The organism is Cellvibrio mixtus subsp. mixtus J3-8 (assembly GCF_000766945.1).
Lineage (GTDB): Bacteria > Pseudomonadota > Gammaproteobacteria > Pseudomonadales > Cellvibrionaceae > Cellvibrio > Cellvibrio mixtus_A.
Genome location: NZ_KN266214.1, coordinates 119,487 through 144,939, shown reverse-complemented (window position 1 = coordinate 144,939; position 25,453 = coordinate 119,487). Strand labels below are relative to the sequence as shown.

Genomic DNA, 25,453 nt, shown 5'->3' with positions numbered 1-25,453 from the left:
CTTTCCCTTAAATGAAGGGATAATTGCACTGAGCTTGGTGGTAGTGACCATGTATTGGTATGGTGCGAGGTCCTTTAAAAATTTACTTTCATGCTCTCAACTAGCAGGCGCAATCAAAATTGTTATGGGAAGGTTTATTTCCTCATGTTAGTTATTAGCGTCCGCTTTTGGTACACGAAGTTCAATTGCCCAAGGTCTGCTTTGGGAACATAACGGAATACATAAAGCTAAGTTGTACTCTGATTTTGCATTGCAACCCGATGTTCTTTCAGCGAACTTAAATCAGGAAAAAACCTATACGGCATCTCCAAAACTCTCCCCTCAATCTTCAAAAAATACTCCTTCACCATCTCATCTTTAGTCTGCGCTTTAATTCGCTCCGACAGAACCAACCTAAAATCCTCATCAAACGAAATTAAATGCCGATCAAACGCTTTATCATAAAGCGCATTCAACGCAATTCCATTTGTAGGATCAGCCCGACGCGATACATCTTCAGACCAAGGAATAATGTGGCTAGCCACTAATAATTGCGGAATCGCTAAACCCGAAATCGCGCAACGATTGTTGTAGCTTTGCAACACAGTTCGGCGGAAAAAATTTTGAACGCGGCGTGCTTTTATTTCGCGGATGGTTTCTGTTTCTCCGGTAGGAAATGTTGGTTCTTTTATTTCATAGGTGGATGTAACAGGTTCTGGGTTGGTAATGCGGGATTCATAAAGCGCTTCGGCTTTTTCGGCGATGTCGGTGGAGTTTTGCATAAATGCATCCCACATTGCGCGATCTGCTTTGCTGGTGTTGCTCATACCTTTTTGATGAATGGATGGATCTAAGCTGGCAAAGTTAACGGCTTTTAAGGCAACAGCCGAGGGCGACCGGCCAATGATATTGGCCAGTTGAATAATGTCGGGGTTGGTTTTGTGCAATTTGCCGAACGGGGTGCGGCAGTATAAATGCAAGGTGAGCAGCAGCTCGTCCTCTTGCCAATCATTAGCCATGCATCGCCCCCCAAGGGGTAATGGCTAACGTCCAATCGTTATTCATGTGTATTTCCTATCCCAGTCCTATGGTGCAAGTCTCTACTATAGCCAAGGATTTTGAGAAATACATCCCATTACATGGGGGGATTTTGTAAGCCTTTGGCCACTATCCATTGGGCAAATGGAGTGATAGCTGGCTTTGGGCGGTGGCCATTGTTATAAGTGAAATCGGGGTTGGCGTTATAGAATCATTTTCGTGGCGTTACGAAAATGATTCTCTGGGGATCGTGATAAGGGTTGGAATTTGGGGATGTGATATTGCTGCGGCTTACTTCGGGGCTGATTTTTGTGGAGCGCTACTGCACGGCTCATCGTCGGAACCGGGTTTGATAAGGTTTTCCGGCGACCCCAGTGTTTTTATCCGTTCAAGGGCTTCGTTTTCTTCTTGCGTTCTATTACCAAAAGCCGCTTGGCTGCTTCTTTCGCGTACTGTTTTGCCTCCGTGTCTTTCTTGTCGTAACTCATAATATTCGCTCCAGATAATGTGGATTGCCCTTTGATCTTCTGACCCTTTGCAATGAGTAAATGGTTTCATCAAAACTTTTACTGATAGATAGTGCAAGCCTTGCTATAGCCAAGTATTTTGAGAAATACATCCCATTGTATGAGGTTTTTTTATAAGCCAAAGGCCACTGTTTTATTATCCTTTGGAGCACTCTGACGCTGTCTACCCAGGAAGTTAGCCAGGAATTGGAAAAACTCATAATCTCGTTGAGCGGTGAATTGAGCCGCTCCGAGTTGCAAACGTCTTTGCAGCTAAAAGATCCAGAGCATTTTCGCAGTAAATATATTAATGAGGCGTTGAATGCAGGCCTTATTGAGCTGACGCAACCCGATAAGCCCAAAAGCAGCAAACAGAAATATCGATTAACCTCCTTTGGCCTTCGCACAAAAAGAGTTAGAAGAATGTCGCTCGAACAAGCCTTTTCCCTTGAGATGAAGATTGATGTAACGGCCACCAAAGCAGATGAATTATATGGTCGCGGGCAGATTCAATCCAAATTTGCATTCAAGTGTCCAGAGCCCAACTGTAATGCTCAAGTGACTTGTGCAAATTTAGACAAGCCAAAATCAAAACGGAAAAGAGACCCTTATTTTGTGTTTGTCTCAGAACATAATATTGACTGTCCTTTAAAGGGAGTTAATTCCTATGGGAGATCTCCGAAATATGGTGATAAAACGAGTGATGAAGTTTATGTGGCAAATAGCATCAAACTGAATTTAGTGGCGCCAGCCAGTAAAGGCATTGGCATTAATTCAAATTCTGATGAAGAAAGTGACACAAACAATTTAAAAGAAAAACCCAATAACTCTGGAACTGGAAAAAGAAAACAACAAAAGTCAAAAACATTAAGTTCCATGGTGGATGCATTCCTGGCTAGTGACAATTTTGCTGTTGAGACCCCTGATGGACTTATAGAGTTAAAGGATCTTTTCATCGAAATTGATAATCAGTCAATTGACGATTTTTCAGATGAGTTTCGAATTTATTATGGAAAGGCCTGGATCAATAAAAATGACAAGGGTTATTCAGTGCGTTTCTGTAACCATTTGCGATACAAAAACCTTGATACTTCACCTTCATTTTTTATTTCTAATGATCTTATTGATCAAGATATATATAAAAAATTCAGTCATGAAAAATTAGAAAAGATCGCTAACAGTAAGCCAAAGCAAATTTTTTTGGCATCCCAACTTGGGCCATATAAAAGCTATAAAGGAGAATTTATTAATTTTAAGCTGGAAGGACTTGAGTACCTGGATTACAGGGTTCTCCCAGCAAAAAATTAGGACTTTTTGATAGCCCTGAATCTACTGAGGGCTATCGAACGTAGACAAAAGACGTTTTACTGGAATGACGTTTTCTGCCTCTAGTAAGGAGTAAAGACGGAGTGGATTCAAGTTGGTTACAACTTCAATATGTTGATTGCTTGTACATGTCAGGTTTTTATGTCGAAAAAGTAAATGTTTTTCGACATGATGCCGGGTAAGCGTCGATTTTCTCAATCCAGGCTGTCTGCTTTAAGAACGTGCGTAAAAATCAAAGACAGTATTGTGTCCAAAATAGATGAAAATAACCTGTTATGGATATTATGTTATCTATATTGGTGAGCCAATCATCTTCATTTCTGATTCATCTCTCATCGTAGTTTTTTTGAGTTAAATTGCGTTTGCCTAGCTAAAAGACTGTGACATAAATCCCATCTCACCAACATAATTTGTAAGCCAATCCCCACTATTTCCCAAGCCCAAAATGATGGTTAACTGACAACTCATCACGGTATTAAATTTCCAACACGGACAGGAGTAAAAACCACATGGACTACACGCAAGTAAAAGATATGCAATCGCGCTTTGATAATTTAGTGCGGCGCGTGCCGGGGGAGGATATTGAATTCTGGTTTGCGCGGGATTTGCAGGAGTTGTTGGGGTATGACAATTGGGTGAATTTTTCTATCGTACTGCGGCGCGCGATTGGTGCGTGTGGTGCGACGGAATTTGAACCGGCGGATCATTTTCGCGGTGTTACGCGCGGGGCGATTTTGGGTAGAGATGTAGAGTGTGGTGATGTGACGTATGGTGATGTGGAATGTGATGTTGAGGATTTTATGTTGACGCGCTACGGGTGTTATCTCATCGCTCAGCATGCAAATCCCGGCCGCGCGACGATTGTGTTTGCACAAAGTTATTTTGCAATCCAGACACGCAAACAAAAGCTGGTTAATGATCGTATGCGTTTGCAAGCGTTGATAGATGGGCGCGCGGGGTTGCGGGAGCCTCGCGCGTTTGCGTCAGGTAATCATTCGTCAAATAACTATTCATCAAATGGCTATGAGCACGGTACGGACGATGAAGGTTTTATGCGGATCCGTATACGTGATGAAGTATTTAATGCAGAGCAAAACCAGCGCAAGCCGCCGCCGCAACAAATGGTTGCTGATGATGTGAAAACGCTGGCGCGGCGGTTGAAGGGTGAATTGCACGGGTTGGTCAGGGATTTTCTTACGTAGGTTTTCCAAATAAACCGATAGTGATGATCGAAGGTTTTTGTTGGGCAGCGTGGCGTGATTGCGCCTCCTGTTACTTCCCTTATACAGCGATCCATTAACCCCGCTGTTTCCAAAAACGGGGTTTTGGGTTCGGATTACAATTACAAAACAATATTTATTTATCGATTATCGATAAATAAATATTGAAAAATGGCTTTTTGCGGTTATTATATAGGCTCCACCTATGAATACCCGAGGAGTCATCCATGAACGTTCAGCAACATGAGCGTATTGCCCGAATCAAGCAGTTCAGCCGTTCTATCTATGTGTGCCTCACCTGGATACGTTACTTCCTATGGGTGACCTGGCCTTTAATGGCGGCGGCGATTATTTTTTCATTTGATAGCAAAGCGAATATCACTCTGGGAAATATGCGGATTGATGATGTTGAGCTGACGATTGTGCAACGTGTTTTAATTGTGGCTTTTATATCGGCATTATTTTTTCTTGCGTTGAAACTGGCCAATCACTGTCGTGATTTGATTCGTTATTTTTCCGAGGGCGATATTTTTAATAAACAGGCCATAGACCATGCACGTAAAGCGTTATTCAGTGGATTGATAATGTATGGATTGTATTTGTGTGCTTCGCTGGGTGGTTGGATTTATACCGTGATGCAAAGCTCACCGACATCAGTTTCAATAAATGGCGATTTTATTTTTGGAATGATGTTTTTTGGTTTGATGTATGTGTTGCTGTGGGCGCTGGAAATCGGGTGCGACCTTAATGAAGAATCCGAGTTGACTATCTAGGATTCACCACCTGATAACGTGAGGAATTTTTATGCCCATTATTGTTAACCTGGATGTGGTTCTCGCCCAACGCAAAATGCGGTTGAATACATTGGCGGAATTGGTGGATATCACTCCACAAAATTTATCCGTACTAAAAACCGGTAAGGCCAAAGCAATACGTTTTGATACGCTGGAAAAAATTTGCGCAGTGCTGGAATGCCAGCCGGGAGATATTTTAGCGTTTTCCAAAGAGCCTACGTTTACAAATAATATTGAAACAGCAGAATGAGGGCTTTCCGGGCTATGTCATTAAAAATAAAGTTTCAATTATTAATATTATTAAGTACGGGATTGGTGGCGGTGAATTTTTTTGCGCTTGCCACTGAAAAAAATCAATATGGAAAAAATGGTTTATTTTCTTTCCCAATCGCTTTTTATGAATTAACCATGGCTGGAATTGAAAATGGAAATTTAAAATTGCAGCCTGACAATTTTTTTCTGACATTTTATAAGTGGTCAGCTTTTTTGAATGACATGATTAGCACAACTCACAATGCCAATCATGTCATCAAGGGGCATGACGGTGGAGAATAACAATCATATGTCGGCCACAGAACCTGATTGTGAAAGTATGGCCAGGTTTACGGCAATCTAACGGAGTTTTTAAAAGCTCGAACCGGGCTGCTGCAAAAATTCAATTTCTTCCGGTGTCGATGTCCGGCCGAGAATTTTGTTGCGATGCGGGTAACGGCCGAAGCGGTCAATGATTTTTTGGTGCTGGAGTTCAAAGTCCAGGTTATCGGGTAAGCCGAGGTCAGTGTATAAAATCACCGCGACTTTATGGATTTCGGCAGATTCGCTGTGCATAAAGGGTAAATATAAAAAGCTGCGTTCGACTGGCGATAATGCTTTGTCCGCCTCCACTGCCAAGGCTTCCTGTGCGAGGGCTAGTGCAAGCGGATCGGTGGCGAAGGCTTGCGCGGTGTCGCGGTAAATATTGCGTGAGAATTGGTCGAGGATAATTATTTCTGCGAGGCGGCCTTTGGCGGCCATGCGCCAGTCGAATAATTCACAGCGTGCAGCTTGCGCATGGAGGGCGGAAAATCGGCGCGCAATTTCCTGGTCCAGTTTTTCATCTTTTACCCACCATTGTTGTGGCGATAAATCGTTAAACCAGAAGTCGAGAATATCTTCGTACATAGTTATTTTCCCCGGGTAAAGATGGCGACCATGATAAGCATGGAAATATAACGGTTTTGTGATGCTGGTTATGACTATTGCGGCAAGTCAAAATTCAATTCTTCCGGTAGCCCGTAAAACGCAAAGGGATTGAGGAATTGCCGGCGCCACATCAAGCGCCTATCGACCTCTGGAAGTTCTACTTCATCGCATACTGCTTCAAAGCGTTGTTGGATAACGCGAATTTGATGCGCGATGATGGCATGGGCTTTTTCGGAATTGAGCAAAAAATTCGGTGCGGCGTTGAGGCAGGTGCTGAGTTGGCTCATGCGATTGTTAGCGTGGATAAGCATGGCTTGCGAGGCTTCATTGCCGCTGCGCGCTTGCGGGCAAATATCGTAAGCGGGTGTGAGTGTTAAGGTTTCTCCATTCCAAAAGGCGGCATGGTTGCGCGCGTGGTCATCCGTGTTGCCGCACAGGATATTGAACACAATCCGGCTGAATAATTCTTGCAATGTTTTTACGGGATCGGTAAACCGGTGGCGAATAATTTCTGCGAGGATTTCGTAGCTCGCGTAGGCGGCCATCATCTCATCCAGTTCAAAAATAGTGAGTGCGGACACGATGGCTTTGCGGTGCCAGCCGCTTGCGGTTTTGGTACGGTCAAACCGCTCAACCAGCAAAACATCTTTTCCTAATGCGCGGGCGATTTTTACCGGTGCCACCTGCAAGCCGACTTCAGCGGCCAGGCGCATCGCAATAAATTCTGCTTTTACGACATTGTATAAATCGTTGGTGGCGGAGAATTTGGCGATGAATTTGCGTTCACCGTCATCGATTAATACTTTCGGGCGTGCACCACCTAACGAGGTGCCATGTTGCAGTGCCTGATCCAGCTCCGGATTTAGCGGCACACCTTTTTCGACGTTTTCTGCTGCTTGTGCCAGTTCGTCCAATGAGGCGTTGCGGCGTTGGCGCGGTGCATAGTGTGTGGGCGATAGTTGGAAATCCAGCGCGCCGATCCGATCAGAACCGGATTCGAGCAAATAGGTTAGTTCATCCAATTCAGTGTTCGTGGCGATATCGCCCGTTACGCCCAGCTTGCGGTTAATGAGTACGCGCCGGCCCCAGGCATCGGGCGATGCATCACGGATGCAACCGGGCATGGGTAAACCCGGCAGTAGCGGCAAGGCGCCTTGTTGCAGAGGTAATTCCGGCGCGTAGACCGGGATGGCATCGGGCCGTTGTAAATAACTGCGACCGTAATTGAACACGAGCTGGTTACCGGATTTGCTGAGTAAGCCAGCCACTACCGGTTCGGTTTTTTGTGGTAGCCAGATCCAGACGTAGGCTTCGGTATAGGGGCCGTTAGAAATCATCCTTCACCGCCTTCCCGGAGGGCCGGACCGCTCTGGGTAGCAAGGCTTGTTTTTCATTGCTGTAAGCCAGGCGTGTAGAAAGGATTTTGGAATCCGCCTCAAATAATGGAATACCCAGGATCGCTGCCACTTCAAATACTGCCCCGATAGCACAGCCCGGATCACCTTTTTCAATGCGCTGGAGCAGGGATCGGGAAATACCGGCGCGTTGAGCCAGGGCTTCGGCGGTGAAATTTGCCGCGATGCGTCCTTCGCGAATCTGGTTTGCCAGCAACGCCAGCGCGTTCTGTGTGTAACGGGAGTAAGTACGAGTTTGAGGCTTGGCCATAGTTTATTGATTCATTAATGAGCCAAATGGCGTCATATGGGTTGTTTATGAGCCAATAATAGCATTTGCATGGTCAAATAATCAACAAAAATGACTCATTAACATGCCATGAGCATCCATATGACGTGTTAATGAGTCATGGGCTCCGGTTATTAGATTCCAACTATTAATGATCGATGCGTTGCAAACCCAGCCTGCGCACCATCGCCAATCGCAAAGGTTACGCTACCCATCGGCCTGCCAAGGTCGCCGCAGGCGAATACGCCCGGAATGGATGTTTGTTTGAATTCATCGGTTTTTACATAAAAACCCACCGGGCTTTCAGCAATTTCACAACCTAAATCCTGTGCGATGCGATTGGACGGTTGGGTGAGTGATGCAACAAATAATCCCGCCAATTCAACCAGACGGCCATTATCGAGTTTTACGATTGCGCATTGCTCGCCCGCTATTTCGCGCACGATTTCCGTTTCGATTTTTACATTGCGCGCGGCAAGTTGTTGTAATTGCGTGTCATCCGGTGTGAAACAATTGTTGGTGAATAAAGTGGTTGGGCCCCAATCGGGAATTAATAACGCCTGATGCAGGGACGCTTCGCTGGTAGCGAGTACGCCGAGCGGGCCCTGGTTTAATTCGTAGCCGTGGCAGTAAGGGCAATGGAAAACAGTTTTACCCCAGCGCTCTTGCAAACCGGTAATGGCCGGCAGGTGATCGGTGACACCGCTGGCGAGTATCAGACGTTTGGTGGTTAGCGCTTGAGTGCCGCTGGTTACGGTAAATAAATCGCCGGTTTTTTCTGCTGAATCTGCCCATCCTTGCAGCCAGGTGAGATTGGGATATGCCAGTAATTGCGCTTTGGCTTCTTCGGCGATGGCGGTGGGTGATTTGCCATCTTGCCCCAACAGACCGTGGGAAAATTCGGCGAAGCGATTGCGGCGCACACCCGCATCAATCACCAATACTTGTCGGCGGCCGCGTGCAATTTGCAAGGCAGCAGCCATTCCGGCGTAGCTGCCGCCGATGACGATGACGTCGTAGGTTGTTTGCATAAACTCACCTTTTATTTGAAATCAGTTGTTAAAAAATGAATAACCCGAAGCAATTATTCTTCAGAAGAATTTGTATCGTTGTCGGAAAAAATCGAATGCTCATGGATGCCGCTAAAACCACGCGCTTGCATGCGCTGATGGAAATCGCTGCTCAACTGCGCCAGTGTTACGGTACGGAAGCGAGCGAGTAACAGGGCTTCGGCATCCTGGAATGCCTGGTTTAGCGCGCTGTTTACCGCTTCCTCAACCAGACAACCCGGCGCTTCGGTGCGGTTGCCCATAGCCAGTAACGTCGGTTCATTGAGGGCGAGGTAAATATCGTGGAGGGTGATGGTCTGCAGTTCACGACACAATGTCCAGCCGCCGCCGTGGCCTTTTTCGGAACAGACCAGCTCATGCTCGCGCAGGCCTGCGAGCACACGGCGAATTACCACTGGATTGGTTTTCATCATTTTGGCCAGCGCATCCGAGGTCATCGGAGTACCGGCTTCGGCCATGTGCAGGAGGACGTGGAGTACGCCTGATAATCGGGAATCTCGTTTCATGCCATTTCTCGTAACAATTAATGTTTCGTGAAATGGTATTTCAATAAAATCGATTATGCAACTTTATTTGTTACGTAACATATTGCGTCTGATCCCAATGCTTATTAAGCCGATACCCAAAAGAACAAAGGGCGCGGGTTCCGGAATGGAGGAAGGGCCAGGCAGGAATTCGCCAGTAACAGTGATATTGCCGAACCAAACAGCGGGCGGCTCCACAACATTAATTGAAACTCGCATGATGCCGTCTTCATTAAAAAATCCATGTTCAACCCAATCCTCGATTCCGACGCGAGTGTGATAACGGGCAAAATCAATAAAGATCATCAGGAATGGCTGTTCCCAATAATCTTTGTCGGGGCGATATTCGGTATCGCGCATTTCAATAGTGAGTGTGGGTGAGCCGATAATGCTATCTCTGCCCTCCACAAAACCATAATCAGCAAGATTAAATTCCAACAGGATATTTTCACCGCTACCGTAAATGGCATTAATTGCTCTCACGTCATTGATGATGACTGCATTTGCGCAAGTAGAAATAACGAATAAAAAAACGCTGGCAACAACCTGGAAACATTTCATGGGGCGACACCTTTAGTGTTCAATAATTTATTAAATATTTTTTACGCATTAACTGTTTCGGTAGCGCGCAAATGCCAATGCTAAACATCCGATAGTAATCAGTGAAAAAGGTGCGGATTCTGTGGCTGCCTTGGGGCTGGATGTGGTTTCGAGCGCAAGCGTTACTGGGCCGAGCCAAATTCCGGTCAAATCGTAGATAGTAATTGCAATGGGTAAAATGTCGTCTCCATGAAAGTCACCAATATTTTTTACCCAGTCGATGTCAGTGGCGTATCCATGGGAGTGTGCTTCGTTGACATGAGCGAACTCGCGTATATCAGTAACAACATGGGCGCTGGTGTAGCTGGATATGAAAATACTAAAAACGCTGGCGAAATAGCGAAAGAATTTCATGCCATATTCCCTTTGCTTCGGAGTGGGGGAAGAGAAATAAGCAGGATTTACACCAGTACAAAAAAGGAAATGAGTTTTCAACGAGTTAAATGCGATTAAAAAAATGTGTCCTATAGATCCGCGTGCTTAAGGTGCCAGATGAAAAGAAAATCGACGATATAATTTAATGCGATTTTCCAAATTACAAATTCACAACAATAAAAAAATCCCGATTCGATTTACCTCAAATCAGGATTTTTAATTTTTTATTAATAGAAATAGTTAACTCGCCAAGCGCTCCGCATATTCCCGCTCAAGGCGAGTGTGGACTTTCCAGAATCCTTCGGGTGTTTTTCCTTCCAGGCGGTCGCGCAAAATATTGAGATGGGTATGCCAGCCACCAGCGACACTGAGGCGTTCCTCCGCGTTAGTAAGCCGGCGATGGGTGACGGTGAGTTTTACCTGGCCCTGCTGTGCGACCAATTCAAAACTCACTTCCGATTCTACCTCGGACCCTTTATTCCAGATATAACTGAGTAAACGCAGCGGCTCGCACGCGGTTACTTCGCCAAGCATGGGCACATCACCCGCGCAATTGGAATATTTGGGCGGTGGGATATCCTGTTCCGGGCTGAGTTCCGAATTGCGGAAGGTATGGTCGACTTTACCGCCTACCCGCTGCTCGACATTGCCGGCGGCGAGCCAGGTTGCGCGTTTATCGGAATCGGTCAGGTATTGCCAGACGCGCTCAATCGGGCCGGGCAGCAAGCGCTCGATGCGCAGGGTATCGGGCGCGGTTAATACACCGTAGTCATTCATCGTCAAACTCCTTTGGCGCGGGGCCAATTGTGGTGATGGGCTGACTTAGTGAATGGGTAAGTCGCCCGTGTTAATTGCTGTTTGCCTTGTCATCTTCCAGCAGCGCTGCAGCCAGTGCATCCAGCCGTTGATTCCAGAATTGTTCGTAATGGCGCAGCCATTCAATGCCGCCCAGCATGGGGCGTGTATCCAACTGGCAAGTGTGGTTGCGGCCCTGGATGTTGCGTACCACCAGCCCCGCACCTTCCAGCACTTTGATGTGTTTGGATATTGCGGCGAGCGTCATTTCAAACGGTGCAGCCAGCTCGGTAATCCCGCACGGCGCTTGCGCCAGGCGCGCGATCATTGCCCTTCGAGTTGGGTCCGCCAGGGCATGGAAGACGGCATCGAGCTGTTCGTTTTGATTGTTTACCATGTGGTTAAGTATTCTCCTGAATAAAATAATTGTCAACCATTTGGTTAAATATAATCGTTCGGCGTGTTTTATGCCATCGCCACTGGAAATCGGCCGATAGCGCAAACGGCGATTGTCGAGTATTTCACACTCTGGAAATTGCAGTGCACGCGCTGGCATTTTTCAGTTTTCGTTCAGCCCCATCGCCCTAGCCTGCCAAAAAACATCGGAGAATAATCATGAAAAAATCGTTGTCGTTGATGGGTAGTTTATGGGTGCTGGTATTTATGCACGCGGGTACTGTTGATGCGCGCGAGCGCCACTGGCACAACGATGAGCGTGCGGAAATCCAGTACGAACGCGAAGAACTGAATCGTGAGCGCCAGGAAATGCATCGTGAGTTTGATGAAATGATGCGCGATCTGGACGAGGAAAATCGTGAAATTGATCAATGGCAAAATCGCCAGCACCAACGCCGCAATGATCATCAGGAAATTTCACGCATCGCCAATCAAAAACGCGATGCGTTGAATCGGGAGCGCGACAGGGTTAATCGCGAACGCGACCGGATGAATCGTGCTTTTGATGAGCAGAATCGCGCGCTGGATCGACGCAACCAGCAAGTGGATCAACGTCAACAGCACAATCGCCGCTGGCAATAGCAATAAATCCTTCGCAACAACATGCATATTTATTGCTGACCCTTGTCACTTTTCGTGGCGCTTATTCACGTCTATGCTTGCTTAAGCTCTTAATCGCACATTAACAATAATTGCACTGCAGAGAGGCAAGCATGAGTCGTTCCATCCGCGGGTTTATTATATTTTTCCTGGGGTTCTTTCCCCTGTTTGTGAGTGCGGGTGAAGTCACCGTCCACAAATCAATCCAGTTTGCAGCACCGGATAATTTTCCACTTACCCTGGATATTTATGTTCCCAAAACCGGCAAGAAATCCTATCCGGTATTAGTGATTTACCACGGTGGTGGCTGGCTGGTGAATAACAATTCAATCATGAATGACCTGGCGACGACTATCGCGCACGATGGCGAATTTGTAGTGGCTAATATGAATTATCGCTTGCTGGTGGATCAGGATAATTCAGTAAAAATGAATCAAATTGTCGAAGATGTTTTTGGCGGTTTGTTATGGGTAAAGGAAAATATTGCGCAATACCAGGGTGATCCCGGGCATGTGGCGGTTACGGGGGATAGTGCCGGTGGCCATCTCGCGGCGATGATTCTCACCCGTGGTCGCCAATTGGAGAGCGATGGTTTTGCAGGCCCGAGCCTCGGTTTTAATCCCAGTTATTTACCGGCGGGAAAAACCGCTGAGCAAATTGCGAAGGCCGATGGTTTGAAAGTCCAGGCAGCGGTTATCAGCTACGGTGCGTTTGATATCCATGGCGCGGCACTGGATGGATTTGAAACTGTTTCCAATGGTTTCTGGTTGTTCGCCAAATCCCTGCCGCGCGGATTGTTTGGTGACAAGATCAATGTTAAAGATAACCCGGATTACTACAAAGCCGTATCGCCAATTTATTTCGTCCCCAAGGCCAGTGAATATAAATTGCCACCGCAATTTGTGCATGTTGGCAGCAAGGATAAAACCACTCCGCCAGCCTCGGCGCAGCGTTATGTGGACTTGCTGAAAGCGGGTAAGCAGCCGGTGGAATATAAGGTTTATCCCGGCAAAGACCATGCATATCTGGACAATGGTTGTAATTGGTCGGGCAGTTGTTTTAAGAATGACGCCCGCTGGCCCGTTGAAGACATCATCGCTTTCCTAAACAAAACCCTGAGGCCTTGACTACCTGCTGCACATTAGCCCCTTAAAGCCAATAAAATGATGGATATATTCATCATTTTGCTGAAAAATTGCCGCTTCGATGAATATATTCATCCGCTCGATAAAGGTTGGCGATGCAGATTCAGTTGGTAGCAGGATTAATTAGTCTCGGGAGCTTCCCGAGACGATATTTACGCGGTGTCTACAAGGATGATTGAGACCATGAATTCCCCTTTGGCAATTTTGAATTCCGTTTTCGGCTATCACGAATTCCGCGGCCCGCAGGCAGCGGTGATCGATGCATTGGTCGCGGGTGATGACGTTTTGGTATTAATGCCAACCGGTGGTGGAAAATCATTGTGTTATCAAATTCCCGCATTGGTGCGCGAGGGTGTTGCCATTGTCATTTCGCCGTTGATTGCATTGATGCAAGACCAGGTCAGTGCGTTACGGGAATTGGGGGTGAGGGCCGGATTTTTAAATTCTACATTGTCATCGCAAGAGTGGTGGCAAACAGAATCGGCGTTACAGCGCGGTGAACTGGATTTACTTTACATCGCACCTGAACGTTTGATCCAGCCGCGCACCATCGAACTATTGCATTCATTAAAAATTTCCTTGTTTGCTATTGATGAGGCCCATTGTGTATCGCAATGGGGTCACGATTTTCGCGCAGATTATTTAAAACTGGATTTACTGCATCGCGAATTTCCGCAAGTGCCGCGTATTGCATTAACCGCAACCGCCGATTTGCGCACGCGCGATGAAATTGTCGTGCGTTTGCAATTGCAGAATGCGCAGCAATTTATCAGCGGTTTTGATCGCCCCAATATCCAATACCGCATTGCACAAAAAAATAATCCTAAAATTCAATTGATGCGTTTTTTGCGCGAAGAGCAAGCGGGTAATTCCGGAATCGTTTATTGCTTGTCGCGCAATAAAGTAGAACAAATTGCCGATTGGCTGCGCAGCGAAGGTTTTAATGCATTGCCTTATCACGCCGGTTTGGCTGCGAACATCCGCCAGCAGCATCAGGAGCGTTTCCTGCGCGAAGACAATATTATTATGGTGGCCACCATCGCGTTTGGAATGGGGATCGATAAACCTGATGTACGTTTTGTTGCGCATCTGGATTTGCCGAAAAGTATTGAAGCCTATTATCAGGAAACCGGTCGCGCCGGCCGCGATGGCGAAGCGGCAACTACGTTATTGCTTTATGGGTTGGAAGATGTCGTAAAACTGCGGCAGATGATGGCGCAGAGTGAAGGTAGCGAAGAATTCAAACGCAATGAACAGCAGCGATTAAATGCGATGTTGGGATTGTGTGAAATTACCTCGTGTCGCCGCATCAGTTTGTTGCGTTATTTTGGCGATAATCCCACGCAAGCCTGTGGTAATTGCGATTGCTGTTTAACGCCGCCGCAAACCTGGGATGCCACTGAGGCCGTGCAAATGGCGTTGTCCTGTGTGTATCGCACCGGCCAGCGTTTTGGTGCCGGGCATGTGATTGATGTATTGCGCGGCAGCAACAACGACAAAATCCTTTCTTTCGATCACCACAAATTAACCACGTATGGAATTGGAAAACATTTAGCCGTTGATGAATGGAAATCTATTTTCCGCCAGTTGGTTGCGCGTGGATTACTGGATGTGAATAGCGATGGTTTTGGTGGCTTGTTGTTGAATGAAGCTTGTCGGCCTTATTTGCGCGGCGATGAAAAAATAAATCTGCGCCGCGATATTAAATTAGCGGTTAGTTCGCCGCGTCGCGCGAATTTGTCGCAAGCGATCGAAGCGGAAGACCAATCACTCTGGAATGCCTTGCGCGCTTGCCGTAAACGGCTGGCAGAAGAGCAAGGTGTTCCGCCTTACGTCATATTCCATGATGCAACGCTGCGCGAAATGCTGGAATTCCGCCCGCTCACACCCGAACAATTACGTACTATCACTGGTGTTGGTGAAAGCAAATTAAAACGTTTTGGTGAAGAGTTTCTGGCGGTACTGCGCGAAGCGGAATACAGTGCGTAATCCGGTTATTGCGGTGATCCTTAAGATCCATAGTTTAAATTGATCATAGGTTTGTTGAAGCGCTTTTTTCTTTGCTCCTAGAATTCGCGCCTTTAGTTTTCCAGCCTGCCAATAGGTGGCTGGCATAACAAAGGCGTGCGTGGCCCCACGCAAACAATAAAAAAGGAGCAGCGATGAATAAAAATAAGATCAAACGGGTGGTCATTGCCGGTGGCGGTACTTCGGGTTGGGTAACGGCGGCGCTGATGTCCCGTCAGTTGGGCAAGGTGCTCGATATCACCCTGGTTGAGTCGGAAGAGATAGGCACCGTAGGCGTAGGTGAATCCACCGTGCCACCCATGCGCGCCTTTAATAAAATCATGGGTATTGATGAGCAGGAATTCATGCGCGAAACGGCGGCTACCTTCAAGCTGGGCATCTGGTTTGAAAATTGGGGCCTTAAAGGTGACAAGTACATCCATCCTTTCGGCGTTACCGGCCAGCCGTCCTGGACCTGTGAATTTCATCATTTCTGGCTGCGCAGTCAGCAAATAGGCCTTAAAGATGAGTTGGGTGAATACTGTGTAGAGTGGTTGGCCGCACATCAGAACAAATTTTTCACCCGCCCCGATTCCAAACTCAACTTTGCCTACCACATAGATGCAGCCCTCTATGCAAAATTTCTGCGCAAGATAGCCGAGAGCTACGGCGTCAAGCGCGTTGAGGGCAAGATAGAACACATTAACCAGCACCCTGATTCGGGTTATATCCAATCCCTGGGCCTGGCCTCCGGTGAAGTGATTGAAGGCGATCTGTTTATTGACTGCACAGGCTTTCGTGGGCTGCTCATTGAGCAAACCCTGCATACCGGTTTTGAAGACTGGTCCCATTGGTTAGCGTGCGATACGGCGGTGGCGGTGCAATCGGAAAACGTCGGCCCGGTACAGCCCTACACCAGCGCCATCGCCCATGATGCCGGCTGGCGTTGGAACATTCCTTTGCAGCATCGCTCTGGTAACGGCTATGTTTTTTGCAGCCGTTATATGTCGGTGGATGAAGCCACCAGCCAGTTGCTGGCTGCGGTACCCGGTAAGAAAACACGCGATCCCTGGACGGTTAAGGTTCGCACCGGGCGCCGCCGCAAAGCCTGGAACAAGAACTGCGTGGCCATTGGCCTGGCTGCCGGTTTTGTGGAGCCGCTTGAGGCCACCAGCATCCACGTCATCATGACGACCGCTGCGCGCCTGCTGCAACTCTTTCCGTTTAACGGCATAGAGCAATCCCTGGTTGACCAGTTCAACAAGGAAACCCGGGAGGAAATTGAGGAAATCCGCGATTTTATCGTACTGCACTACAACACCACGGAGCGGCAAGACACGCCCTTCTGGCGCTACTGCAAAAATATGGAGCTACCGGAATCCCTGCGACATCGCATCCAGCTATTCAAGGACGTGGGCCATGTAATTTCCAACACCGGCGGGTTGTTCCGGTTGGATTCCTGGGTGCATGTGTTACTGGGGCAGCGCGTGATGCCACGCCATTACCATGGTGCCGCTGATGCTATGGATGATGAGCGCCTGCAAGCATTCCTCAACAACTTCAAAACCGGCGTTAAAAACGCCGTGGCAACCATGCCTGGCCATCAGGAGTTCCTTGAGCAATATTGTCCGGCGCGGGTAGATGTCTGGGGTAGACCCGTGGGCTAATCAATACGTAAATCCGCGCACAACGGCGAGGAATTCCTCGCCAATTATGTTTGATCGTACATTGAAACCAAATTTTTTTTCTGCAATTTGAGAATCCATCCGCCCCATAAAATCGCCACCATAATAATCAATGTTCCTACAACAAAACTCGCGTTGGCGATTGCGCGGGTATACTCCAGTGCATTCATCATCGTTAATAAATTTCCCCAATCATGGGACTCTTCACCACTACCGCCTACTAATGGTAATGCGCGATATTCGGCATCAGCAATATACGGTGAAACATCGATAAAACTTTGGCCGCACCACCAAAGGGTAATACTACCGGCGAAGGTGTCCTTTTGTTTGAAAACAAAAACTAGCGTTAATACAAACGGTAATAAAACCTGAAATAAACTGCCGCCGAGGATCATCATAAATTCGCCGAATGGCATAAATAAAATATGGCCGAATTCATGAAAAGGCAGATTGATATTGTGCATGAAAGAGCTGCCGATGATTTCCCAATTGACGCCGCTGCTAATGAAATAAAACCCCCACACTGAGAAAGCGCAGAGCAATAATGCGTGCGCATAAAAACTTTCTTTACTGGTTTTTTCAGGCACCGCAAACAATGCAGCAAGCAATTGCTGGCGAAGTGACGGCGATACTTCGATTTCAATATCCGGTTCTGCAGTAAAGTTTCCTTCCGCTGGATGTTGTGCTTCCCGGCGCGCAAGAAATTTGCTGTAGGCAATTCCACAGCGCGGGCAAATATCAGGATGCACCTGTTCATCCTGCATTTGCCGGTGATATTTGCATTTGGGACAGGACGTAATTGCCATATATAAACCCGGATATCAATCGGTGTAATCGTTAAGTTGTTCGCTCACCCAATCCATAAACACTTGCACGCGCCGCGATAAATTGCGGCGGTTGGGATAAAGCAATGAAACCGGCATAGGTTCAGCGCGAAACTCTGGCAGGATTTCAATTAAGTTTCCTTGCGCAATATATTCCTGTGCGCCGATGCGCGGAATTTGCGCGATCCCAAAACCGGCGAGGCAGGCAGCGCTGTAAGCATCGGAATTATTAACCGTGATGTTGCCATTCATGGGAATCAATATAGGTTCATTATCGCGGAGATACTCAAATCCTGCCGACTTTGCACCCAATGTAGTGACGTAATGCACCAGATGGTGATGTGATAACTCTTCCAGAGTGTGCGGTTTACCATGAAGGGCGATGTAAGCCGGGCTCACGCAATTTAACAATTCCAGTTTGCCCAGTGGCCGCGCTATTAGCGATGAATCACTGAGCTTGCCGACGCGAATCACACAATCAAATCCTTCCCGAATCACATCGACGCGGCGATCGGTGCTGCTGATTTCCAATTGTAATTGGGGGTGCCTCGCCAACAATTCCGGCAGGCGCGGCAGGATGCGATTTTTGGCCATACCGCTGGGCATATCGATGCGCAAACGGCCCGTGAGATTACTGGCACCCTGTTGGAACAAGCCTTCCAGCTCCTCAACGTCAGCCAGCAAATCCTTGCTGCGCTCGTAAAAAATCTGGCCATCCAGTGTGAGTTGTACGCGCCGTGTTGTGCGATGCAACAGGCGTGTGCCCAGCAGGCTTTCCAACTGCTGCACGCTAGTGGAAATGCTGGCTTTGGGCAGCCCAAGGCTATCAGCGGCTTTTGTAAAGCTGGCGAGTTCGGCTACTCGCACAAAGATCTGCATGGCATCCAATCGGTTCATCATCACCGCCTATTGTTCGGATTATGTGAACAGTCTAATCATTGTTTGTGGATTTATCGAAAAATAAGCGAGTAATAGACTGGCTCCATTAACAAGTTTGGTAGTTTTTCCAGCAGTTCTTTTTTCGATAGCCCTTTTAACCAATCAGTGAGGTAGTTATGAGCAAAATTGCATTAGTGACCGGTGGTAGCCGCGGTTTGGGTAAAAACACTGTGTTGGCATTGGCGAAGCAAGGTGTGGATGTTGTCCTCACCTACAACAGCAAACGGGCGGAGGCTGAGGCCGTAGTTGCTGAAGTGCAGGCATTGGGTACAAAAGCCGTGGCTTTGCAGTTGGATGTCGGCCACAGTAAAGGTTTTGCGACGTTTGCCGGAGAATTGGCAGCCATATTGGAGAGCCAATGGCGGCGCGCGGATTTTGATTTTCTCATTAACAATGCCGGCATCGGCGTCCATGCGAGTTTTGCAGAAACCACCGAAGAACAATTTGATTTGTTAATGAATATCCACCTTAAGGGAACATTTTTCTTTACACAAACGTTATTGCCGTTGATAAAAAATGGTGGTCGTATTGTGAATATTTCTACTGGCCTCGCGCGCTTTTGTTATCCGGGTTATGCCGCTTACGCAACGATGAAAGGTGGCATTGAAGTGTTAAGCCGTTACATGGCTAAAGAATTGGGTGCGCGCGGTATTGCGGTGAATGTGGTAGCGCCCGGTGCGATTGAAACTGATTTTGGCGGTGGCGCCGTGCGCGATAATGAGCAACTCAATCAGCAAATTGCTTCCTATACGGCGTTGGGGCGTGTGGGCGTGCCTGATGATATTGGCCCTGCCATTGCCGCGCTATTGTCGGAGAGTAATCGCTGGATTAATGCCCAGCGCATTGAAATTTCCGGTGGCATGATGCTGTAGTGAAATACTTGCGACAAGGAGGTCGCAATCAATACTCGAGCAAAAAGCGCCGCAACTTCAGTACCCAACCGCGTTTGATATATTCCCAACACATGCGCGGTTTATCCCATTGGATATGGCTGAGAAAATGCTGGCGATAAGTGCTCATATCCGGCCTTTTGTTATTGGATATTGTGCGTAATTCCTTACTGACAAAAATATGCGTGCGTACACAAAAGTGTGCAAACGAGAAGCGTGCATCCGCGGAAAGATGCGGGTATTTCTCTAACCACAACGCTAATACACCAGTAGATGCAATCGACATATCATCAATTTTTTTCTGGTTAGGCCTGGAGAGGATGCTGCCTTCGCGCTGGCGATAAATAACCCAAGGCTGTTGTGCATAAATATAATTTTTTACACGCAAACATAAGCGCGGTGTTACTACAACATCTTCCATTATGCGCCCTTCGGGAAAACGTAAATCATCTCCCCAGAGTTCACGGCGCGAAATTTTCGACCAGATATGTAATTTTCGTTTTTGATAGATGCCTTCAAATAATTTAATCGGGTCGGTCATCAACACTCCGCTGGTCCCTGGAAAAGTGGTGATATGGCGCTCATCGCGGGAATAGTGTTTTAACCGGTGTTGGCTGCGCAATACGCGGTAATCACAGAGCACCAGATCGGGATGGTGCTGGCGAACCAAGGCGTGTAGGGATTGGATGGCATCGTCATTTAATTTGTCATCGGAATCGATGAACCACACATAATCCCCTTGCGCGGCATCAAGCAAGGTATTGCGCGCTGCGCTCAAGCCGCGATTATGGGCATGTTGCAAAATGCGGATAGGAACCAGGGAGTTTTTTGCGAAATCTTGCAGTATGGTGAGTGAATTATCCGTGGAGCAATCATCCAGCGTGATGATTTCTATTCCGGGAATTGTTTGTAACACTATGGATTCAAGGCATTCCACTAAATAGGCAGAGACATTGTAAACCGGGATTAGAATACTCAGCCAGGGCCTATAGGTACGCATATAAAAGTCATTATGTTCCGGTAACAGTAAGATACATTTCCGTATAGGCTTTGTGCATGTGAGGCAAAGAAAAATTTTCTTGTGCTCGCAGGCGCGCCTGACGCGCTAGTTGTTGCGCATAGCCGGTATTTTTTAACAAATTTTCCAGTTTCTCTGCAAGCAATTCCGGTGAGTCACTTGCAAATAAAATTCCGTCATTGTCATGCTGGATTAACGATGGTGTGTTATCGGGGGTGATTCCCAGCGTGGCGCAACCCGCCGCCATTGACTGGGCCACCAGGAGGGGGTTTTTATCCGGATTGCCAATAACAGAAAGTTGGTGATGCATTAATAGAAATGGCAAGTTGCCGCAATGTGTGGCAATACGCAATTGATTATCCAGGCCAAGGGCTTTACCCAATTGTTGAGCAGATTCTTGTGCCTGGTGTGTGCCGGGGCCGGTTAGGAATACCCGCGGGTATAAACGTTTTTCACGCAAACACGCGAGTGCACGAATTAATTGCAAATGAAATTGATCGTTAAAGCCACTCGGCATGATGATGCCGGGAATGCGTAACCCCAGTGGAACTTCATCTGCCTTGCTGAAATGATCCATATCAATACCGTAGGGTATTTGCTGGCGTAATTGCTCATTGATATGGATGACTTGCGCACCGGCGTGCAAGCTGGCGTAGCGGCACCAACTGATGTTTTGTTCGCTGTGGATGAATACCGCATCCGGCTGGTAATCGCGGCAAAGGCGATAAAATTCATAGGTGCGGCCAATGGTCGACCAACTGTCCAGTTGCTTGAAGGAAATCTCGTCAGTATCCCCCATCACATGGGGTTTGTTATTGAATGCTTTATCCAATACCAGCATCGCCGTGAACCCCGGTGCATTGTCGGCCGAACGAACCAGTTCCAGTACTGAGGGCTGTAATACTTGCGAATCATCAGCAATAAAATGGATCAGCCGCAACGGACGTGAAACAGAAACGCGCGTTAAGTCCTGCGCGGGAAAATGGCTGGTGACGGGCAAACGGAGTTCAGGGTTCATAAGCAGATACCACCTTGCTTGGAGTGCGAGCGAGTCCTTAGAGACACAGGAGACAAGTATAAAAATGTGCAGTTCATAAAGTTGTGAAACTTTGTTCAGTTTTGTGAAAAAATGAGTAAATACTTGCTTGAGATGACGCATAAAAATGCAGTGCCCCTCGTGGAGCACTGAAATTGAAAAATTTACAAAATAATTTGCCCTTCTATAGTGGCAAGTATTTAGTAAGGAATTTATCTATCGCTTCAAATGTTTGTTTGCGATGGGGCAAATAATCCAGGTGATGAGTTCCATCTTCCAGCTCGATGTACTCATAGGCTTTACCTTCACTTTTAAGTGCGCTGGCCATAATCCGGCTTTGTTCAACAGGAACAGATACATCATCTTTGCCGTGAATTAAAAGTACTGGTGCTTTAATTCGTTCAACCAGGCGCACCGGTGATGTTTCCTTGAGTTGGCCTTTATCTTCACCAAATTGTTTGCGCGCGGTATTTTTGTTGGTGAAATAGCGGAAGTTGTTGCTCATTTTTACCAGGTCTGACATACCGGCAAAACTAACTGCACATTGGAATAAATCCGGCGTTTTGGCAACGCCCATTAATGCAGCATAACCACCATAACTTGCACCGACAATGCACACGCGTTTTGGATCAGCAATTTTCTGGTCGATTAAATATTTTACCGAATCTTCAAGGTCATCCTGCATTTCCAAACCGTAACCACCGACAGCTTGCATCATAAAGTCGTGGCCGTACCCGGAAGAGCCGCGAAAATTTGGCTGGAAAACGACGTAACCGCGGTTGGCCATAAACGTGGAAAACATATCAAAATCCTTTCCATCCTCACTCATCGGGCCGCCGTGTGGAAGAATAATTGCTGCTGTAGGTTTATTAGAAAAATTTTTAGGCAAGGATAAAAATCCTTCCAGGTCCAAACCGTCGCGCGCTTTAAAATGGCGCGACTCTTTTTCGATTAATACATTCTCTTTTAAATCGGGATAAGCACTGGCGAGATAGCTTAAGGTTTTCGCGTCGCGATCGCCGTAATAATAAGTACCGGGATTGGTGCTGTTGGTAGTGTACAAAATATATTTGCGTGCATCGGCGCTCATGCTGGCAATGTAATTAGTCGTATCGGGCATGACTTTATCCAAACCGCCCTGGAATGCTCTGAATTCCTTGTTCCAGAAAATGCTTTTGGCGCTGCCGTCGGTGTAGTAAATACCGACAACTTCTTTGTGTGCATCGGAATAAATCAGGCGACCATTTACATCATAATCCGGATCGCTCAACACCAATTCCTTCGGGTAACCGGCTTTTGCAAGGTCTGCTTTAAACAACGCCTGGCGGCCTTCATGGTCCGCAAAAATAAATAATTCATTCGGGTTATGGCCAAAACCGGCGATGTGAATTTCCGGTTCATCAAACACTATGTATTCCCAGGCAACATTCCATTCATTGGTATTGGGGTCGAGTACCTTGTAAGTGACTTTGCGTTTTTTATCGTCGTAATGTTCACCAACGCGCACATTGCCCGCGTGATCTGCATACCATGAGCGCACACTGGCGGCGTGTTTTTTTACGCGGGTTAATTTACCGGTGTAGACATTGGCTTTATAAACGGTTTGGTGAAAAGGGACTTCGCGATCAACACTGATAAGCACATGGTCGGGATCATCCGGTGTCATGCTGATAATGTTGTCCTGGAATTGGCTGATCCAGCCATCGGCATTGTCATCCGCTTTTACCAGCGTAATCATTTTGGATTGTTGTTTTGCATCGGTAGCCAGCAAACGTGTTTGCATATATTTCACGCCGTTAAAGGTACGGCTATCAAAACGCAAACTCATCACCAGGCGATCATTATTAGCCCAGCGCACCCAATTAAACTTGAATTGTTTGTTATCCGTTTTAACGGGATAAAACGCTTTATTGGTAGCCAATTCAATCACCATGATAACGGTGTTTTCACCAATATTTTTTAACGCTAATAAATGCGTACCGTCGGGCGAGAGTTCGATATCCTCGATCAATGCATCGTTATAAAAAACATCGAGCGGTAAGGGGGTGTGTGTTGCAGGGGCATCGCTAGCCAGGGCGGATGTGGCCACGCCAAGTATTGCGAGGCAGCCCAGCATTTGACGCAATGAACGTTGAAGATAATGGCGAATAGAACATCGAGTAGGCAGGTGCATAATGAGATCCTTGAGATAATGATTGCCTTGCAGTGTCGCTCCTTGAATTTCCGGTTCCTTGGGGCAATCCGCCCAATTGGTTTCCTCTCTCAAGCAATGCAAACCTGCAGACCGCGCAGTATCTACAGGCGGCTTTTAGACGTCAACCAACCTGATCAAATTTGGTCGAAATTAAGTTTCATTTAATCCGGCGCCCTTATTCTGGACCTGTCGACGTTAATCAATGACTGACGATTAACGCCCTGAATATTTATCCTGAATGAGGACTTTTACTATGAAAATGACCACGTTGATTATTTCCAGCTTAGCCCTGACCAGCCTTGCTTTGGTTGCCAATGCCCGCGATCTTGGGCCGGATGAGGCGCTGAAACTTCGCGATTCTGGTAGCATCCAATCCTTTGAAAAACTCAATGAAGCCGCTTTGGCTAAATATCCGGGCGGCGTCATTCGTGAAACTGAACTGGAAAACGAATTGGGCCGCTATATTTATCAACTGGAAGTTGTGGATGCCCAAGGCATCGAGTGGGATGTGAAGCTGGATGCGGCTACTGGTGAAGTGTTGGAAAATCGCCGGGATGATTAACCGGCGCTGGTGAACAGCAAGGCATAGCGATGAAATCAGTAACGCGCGTTCTTTTATTTCTGGTGTTCACCGGCAGTGTGAATGCGCGTGATTTATCGCAAGATGAAGCCCTGCGCCTGCGTGAGCAGGGCCGCATCATTCCCCTGGAGCAGTTATTATCGTTGGTGAATGCGCGTCATCCCCACGCCAGTTTGCTCGAAGTGGAATTGGAGGAGGACGACGATATTTATATCTATGACGTAGAGTTGGCCACGCGCGAGGGGGTAGTGCGCGAGCTGGAAATAGATGCCACCACTGGAAAAATTTTGAAAGACGAAGAGGATGATTAATGCGTATCCTGATCGTCGAAGATAATGTTGCGCTGGCCGATGAATTAACGGCCGATTTAAAACGCGCCGGTTACGCAGTGGATTGGTTAGCGGATGGCCGCGATGCATTAATCCAGGGCGCGATTGAGCCTTATGATTTAATCTTGCTGGACCTGGGTTTGCCTGGAAAATCCGGCCTGGATATTTTGCGTGAATGGCGCGCAACCCAAATGCTGCGGCCGGTGTTAATCCTCACGGCGCGCGATCATTGGGCGGAACGGATCGAAGGTTTGAAAGCGGGTGCTGATGATTACCTCACCAAACCCTTTCACCCGGAAGAATTGCAACTGCGTATCCAGGCATTATTGCGGCGCGCCCATGGGCAAGTGAATCAACCGCAATTACATGCGGCTGGCGTACAATTGGATGAGGGGCGCCAGTGCGCCGTAAAAAATGATGAAATAATTGAACTGACTGCGGCTGAATTCAGCTTATTACGTTATTTAATGTTGCATGAAGGCCAAATCGTTTCCAAAAGCAAATTGCATGATCATCTCTACGATGGTGAAACGGAACGGGATTCCAATGTAATTGAAGTGCACGTGAATCATTTGCGGCGCAAACTGGGTAAGGACATTATCGAAACAAAACGCGGACAAGGATATCGCCTGCAAAAAAATTCCGGATAAGGAAAATT

At 47.2% G+C, this 25,453-nt stretch carries 29 protein-coding genes; 13 read left to right on the top strand and 16 right to left on the bottom strand.

Annotated elements, in window-relative coordinates; genetic code table 11:
* Positions 1–227: 227 nt before the first annotated feature.
* A complete protein-coding gene (locus tag A596_RS19960) occupies positions 228–998 on the bottom strand; it encodes an HNH endonuclease (RefSeq protein WP_039918137.1) in 771 nt (256 codons plus the stop codon).
* 310 nt (positions 999–1,308) lie between these two features.
* Complete coding sequence (locus tag A596_RS23635) at positions 1,309–1,575, bottom strand: hypothetical protein (RefSeq protein WP_152600244.1); 267 nt, start codon at positions 1,573–1,575, stop codon at positions 1,309–1,311.
* Between the two features lie 155 nt (positions 1,576–1,730).
* Between A596_RS23635 and A596_RS19955 the strand changes: the two genes are divergently transcribed.
* The 5 genes from A596_RS19955 (at position 1,731) to A596_RS19935 (ending at position 5,418) form a co-directional block, all read left to right on the top strand.
* Complete coding sequence (locus A596_RS19955) at positions 1,731–2,831, top strand: Fic family protein (RefSeq protein WP_052417728.1); 1,101 nt, start codon at positions 1,731–1,733, stop codon at positions 2,829–2,831.
* A gap of 527 nt (positions 2,832–3,358) precedes the next feature.
* Entirely contained in the window at positions 3,359–4,051 is a 693-nt protein-coding gene (locus A596_RS19950) for a BRO family protein (RefSeq protein WP_052417727.1), read from the top strand.
* A gap of 245 nt (positions 4,052–4,296) precedes the next feature.
* A complete protein-coding gene (locus tag A596_RS19945) occupies positions 4,297–4,842 on the top strand; it encodes a DUF2975 domain-containing protein (RefSeq protein WP_039918136.1) in 546 nt (181 codons plus the stop codon).
* A gap of 31 nt (positions 4,843–4,873) precedes the next feature.
* Positions 4,874–5,113, top strand: coding sequence for a helix-turn-helix domain-containing protein (locus A596_RS19940; RefSeq protein WP_039918134.1), 240 nt, complete (start codon positions 4,874–4,876; stop codon positions 5,111–5,113).
* A 14-nt stretch (positions 5,114–5,127) separates the two neighbouring features.
* Positions 5,128–5,418 (top strand): hypothetical protein, encoded by a 291-nt coding sequence (locus tag A596_RS19935; RefSeq protein ID WP_039918132.1) that lies wholly within the window; start codon positions 5,128–5,130, stop codon positions 5,416–5,418.
* Positions 5,419–5,487: 69 nt separating this feature from the next.
* On the opposite strand, the gene A596_RS19930 is transcribed toward A596_RS19935, so the two are convergent.
* The 9 genes from A596_RS19930 to A596_RS19890 all read right to left on the bottom strand — a co-directional run bounded on the left by A596_RS19930 (position 5,488) and on the right by A596_RS19890 (position 11,648).
* A complete protein-coding gene (locus A596_RS19930) occupies positions 5,488–6,024 on the bottom strand; it encodes a DUF924 family protein (protein WP_039918131.1) in 537 nt (178 codons plus the stop codon).
* Positions 6,025–6,098: 74 nt separating this feature from the next.
* Entirely contained in the window at positions 6,099–7,382 is a 1,284-nt protein-coding gene (locus A596_RS19925; protein WP_039918129.1) for a type II toxin-antitoxin system HipA family toxin, read from the bottom strand.
* The gene (locus tag A596_RS19920; protein WP_039918126.1) at positions 7,372–7,710 is read right to left on the bottom strand and encodes a helix-turn-helix transcriptional regulator; all 339 of its coding nucleotides are present in this window, start codon (positions 7,708–7,710) and stop codon (positions 7,372–7,374) included. Before A596_RS19920 ends, A596_RS19925 begins: the two co-directional genes overlap by 11 nt.
* Positions 7,711–7,862: 152 nt before the next feature.
* Positions 7,863–8,759: an NAD(P)/FAD-dependent oxidoreductase gene (locus A596_RS19915; protein ID WP_039918124.1), complete on the bottom strand. Its 897-nt coding sequence runs from the start codon at positions 8,757–8,759 to the stop codon at positions 7,863–7,865.
* Positions 8,760–8,812: 53 nt separating this feature from the next.
* Complete coding sequence (locus tag A596_RS19910) at positions 8,813–9,304, bottom strand: Rrf2 family transcriptional regulator (RefSeq protein ID WP_039918122.1); 492 nt, start codon at positions 9,302–9,304, stop codon at positions 8,813–8,815.
* A gap of 63 nt (positions 9,305–9,367) precedes the next feature.
* Entirely contained in the window at positions 9,368–9,883 is a 516-nt protein-coding gene (locus tag A596_RS19905) for a PEP-CTERM sorting domain-containing protein (RefSeq protein ID WP_039918120.1), read from the bottom strand.
* A gap of 48 nt (positions 9,884–9,931) precedes the next feature.
* On the bottom strand, positions 9,932–10,276 hold the full coding sequence (locus A596_RS19900; RefSeq protein ID WP_039918118.1) for a hypothetical protein: 345 nt from the start codon (positions 10,274–10,276) through the stop codon (positions 9,932–9,934).
* Between the two features lie 261 nt (positions 10,277–10,537).
* Complete coding sequence (locus tag A596_RS19895; RefSeq protein ID WP_039918117.1) at positions 10,538–11,074, bottom strand: SRPBCC family protein; 537 nt, start codon at positions 11,072–11,074, stop codon at positions 10,538–10,540.
* A 70-nt stretch (positions 11,075–11,144) separates the two neighbouring features.
* Entirely contained in the window at positions 11,145–11,648 is a 504-nt protein-coding gene (locus A596_RS19890; protein ID WP_235425792.1) for an ArsR/SmtB family transcription factor, read from the bottom strand.
* A gap of 59 nt (positions 11,649–11,707) precedes the next feature.
* Here A596_RS19890 and A596_RS19885 point away from each other — a divergent pair, with 59 nt between their 5' ends.
* The 4 genes from A596_RS19885 to A596_RS19870 all read left to right on the top strand — a co-directional run bounded on the left by A596_RS19885 (position 11,708) and on the right by A596_RS19870 (position 16,967).
* Entirely contained in the window at positions 11,708–12,130 is a 423-nt protein-coding gene (locus tag A596_RS19885) for a hypothetical protein (protein WP_039918115.1), read from the top strand.
* 131 nt (positions 12,131–12,261) lie between these two features.
* On the top strand, positions 12,262–13,275 hold the full coding sequence (locus tag A596_RS19880; protein ID WP_039918114.1) for an alpha/beta hydrolase: 1,014 nt from the start codon (positions 12,262–12,264) through the stop codon (positions 13,273–13,275).
* Positions 13,276–13,476: 201 nt separating this feature from the next.
* Entirely contained in the window at positions 13,477–15,282 is a 1,806-nt protein-coding gene (gene recQ, locus A596_RS19875) for a DNA helicase RecQ (RefSeq protein WP_039918112.1), read from the top strand.
* A gap of 173 nt (positions 15,283–15,455) precedes the next feature.
* Complete coding sequence (locus A596_RS19870) at positions 15,456–16,967, top strand: tryptophan halogenase family protein (protein WP_039918110.1); 1,512 nt, start codon at positions 15,456–15,458, stop codon at positions 16,965–16,967.
* 44 nt (positions 16,968–17,011) lie between these two features.
* On the opposite strand, the gene A596_RS19865 is transcribed toward A596_RS19870, so the two are convergent.
* Positions 17,012–17,734 carry a hypothetical protein gene (locus A596_RS19865; RefSeq protein WP_235425791.1) on the bottom strand — a complete coding sequence of 241 codons (723 nt, stop codon included), beginning with the start codon at positions 17,732–17,734 and terminating at the stop codon, positions 17,012–17,014.
* 72 nt (positions 17,735–17,806) lie between these two features.
* The gene (locus A596_RS19860) at positions 17,807–18,706 is read right to left on the bottom strand and encodes a LysR family transcriptional regulator (protein WP_039918106.1); all 900 of its coding nucleotides are present in this window, start codon (positions 18,704–18,706) and stop codon (positions 17,807–17,809) included.
* Positions 18,707–18,864: 158 nt separating this feature from the next.
* On the opposite strand from A596_RS19860, the gene A596_RS19855 reads away from it, so the two are divergent.
* Entirely contained in the window at positions 18,865–19,620 is a 756-nt protein-coding gene (locus A596_RS19855; protein ID WP_039918103.1) for an SDR family NAD(P)-dependent oxidoreductase, read from the top strand.
* Positions 19,621–19,648: 28 nt separating this feature from the next.
* On the opposite strand, the gene A596_RS19850 is transcribed toward A596_RS19855, so the two are convergent.
* The 3 genes from A596_RS19850 to A596_RS19840 form a co-directional block, all read right to left on the bottom strand.
* Positions 19,649–20,638 carry a glycosyltransferase family 2 protein gene (locus A596_RS19850; protein ID WP_039918100.1) on the bottom strand — a complete coding sequence of 330 codons (990 nt, stop codon included), beginning with the start codon at positions 20,636–20,638 and terminating at the stop codon, positions 19,649–19,651.
* A 10-nt stretch (positions 20,639–20,648) separates the two neighbouring features.
* Positions 20,649–21,674, bottom strand: coding sequence for a glycosyltransferase (locus A596_RS19845; RefSeq protein WP_039918099.1), 1,026 nt, complete (start codon positions 21,672–21,674; stop codon positions 20,649–20,651).
* 202 nt (positions 21,675–21,876) lie between these two features.
* Positions 21,877–23,865 (bottom strand): alpha/beta hydrolase family protein, encoded by a 1,989-nt coding sequence (locus A596_RS19840; RefSeq protein ID WP_235425790.1) that lies wholly within the window; start codon positions 23,863–23,865, stop codon positions 21,877–21,879.
* 274 nt (positions 23,866–24,139) lie between these two features.
* Between A596_RS19840 and A596_RS19835 the strand changes: the two genes are divergently transcribed.
* From A596_RS19835 to A596_RS19825, 3 genes are read left to right on the top strand one after another with little or no spacing between them, the layout of a single operon-like run.
* A complete protein-coding gene (locus A596_RS19835) occupies positions 24,140–24,448 on the top strand; it encodes a PepSY domain-containing protein (RefSeq protein WP_039918097.1) in 309 nt (102 codons plus the stop codon).
* A gap of 29 nt (positions 24,449–24,477) precedes the next feature.
* Positions 24,478–24,777, top strand: a complete 300-nt coding sequence (locus tag A596_RS19830; protein ID WP_039918095.1) for a PepSY domain-containing protein — start codon at positions 24,478–24,480, stop codon at positions 24,775–24,777.
* Entirely contained in the window at positions 24,777–25,445 is a 669-nt protein-coding gene (locus A596_RS19825; protein WP_039918093.1) for a response regulator transcription factor, read from the top strand. Before A596_RS19830 ends, A596_RS19825 begins: the two co-directional genes overlap by 1 nt.
* The last annotated feature ends 8 nt before the right edge of the window (positions 25,446–25,453 follow it).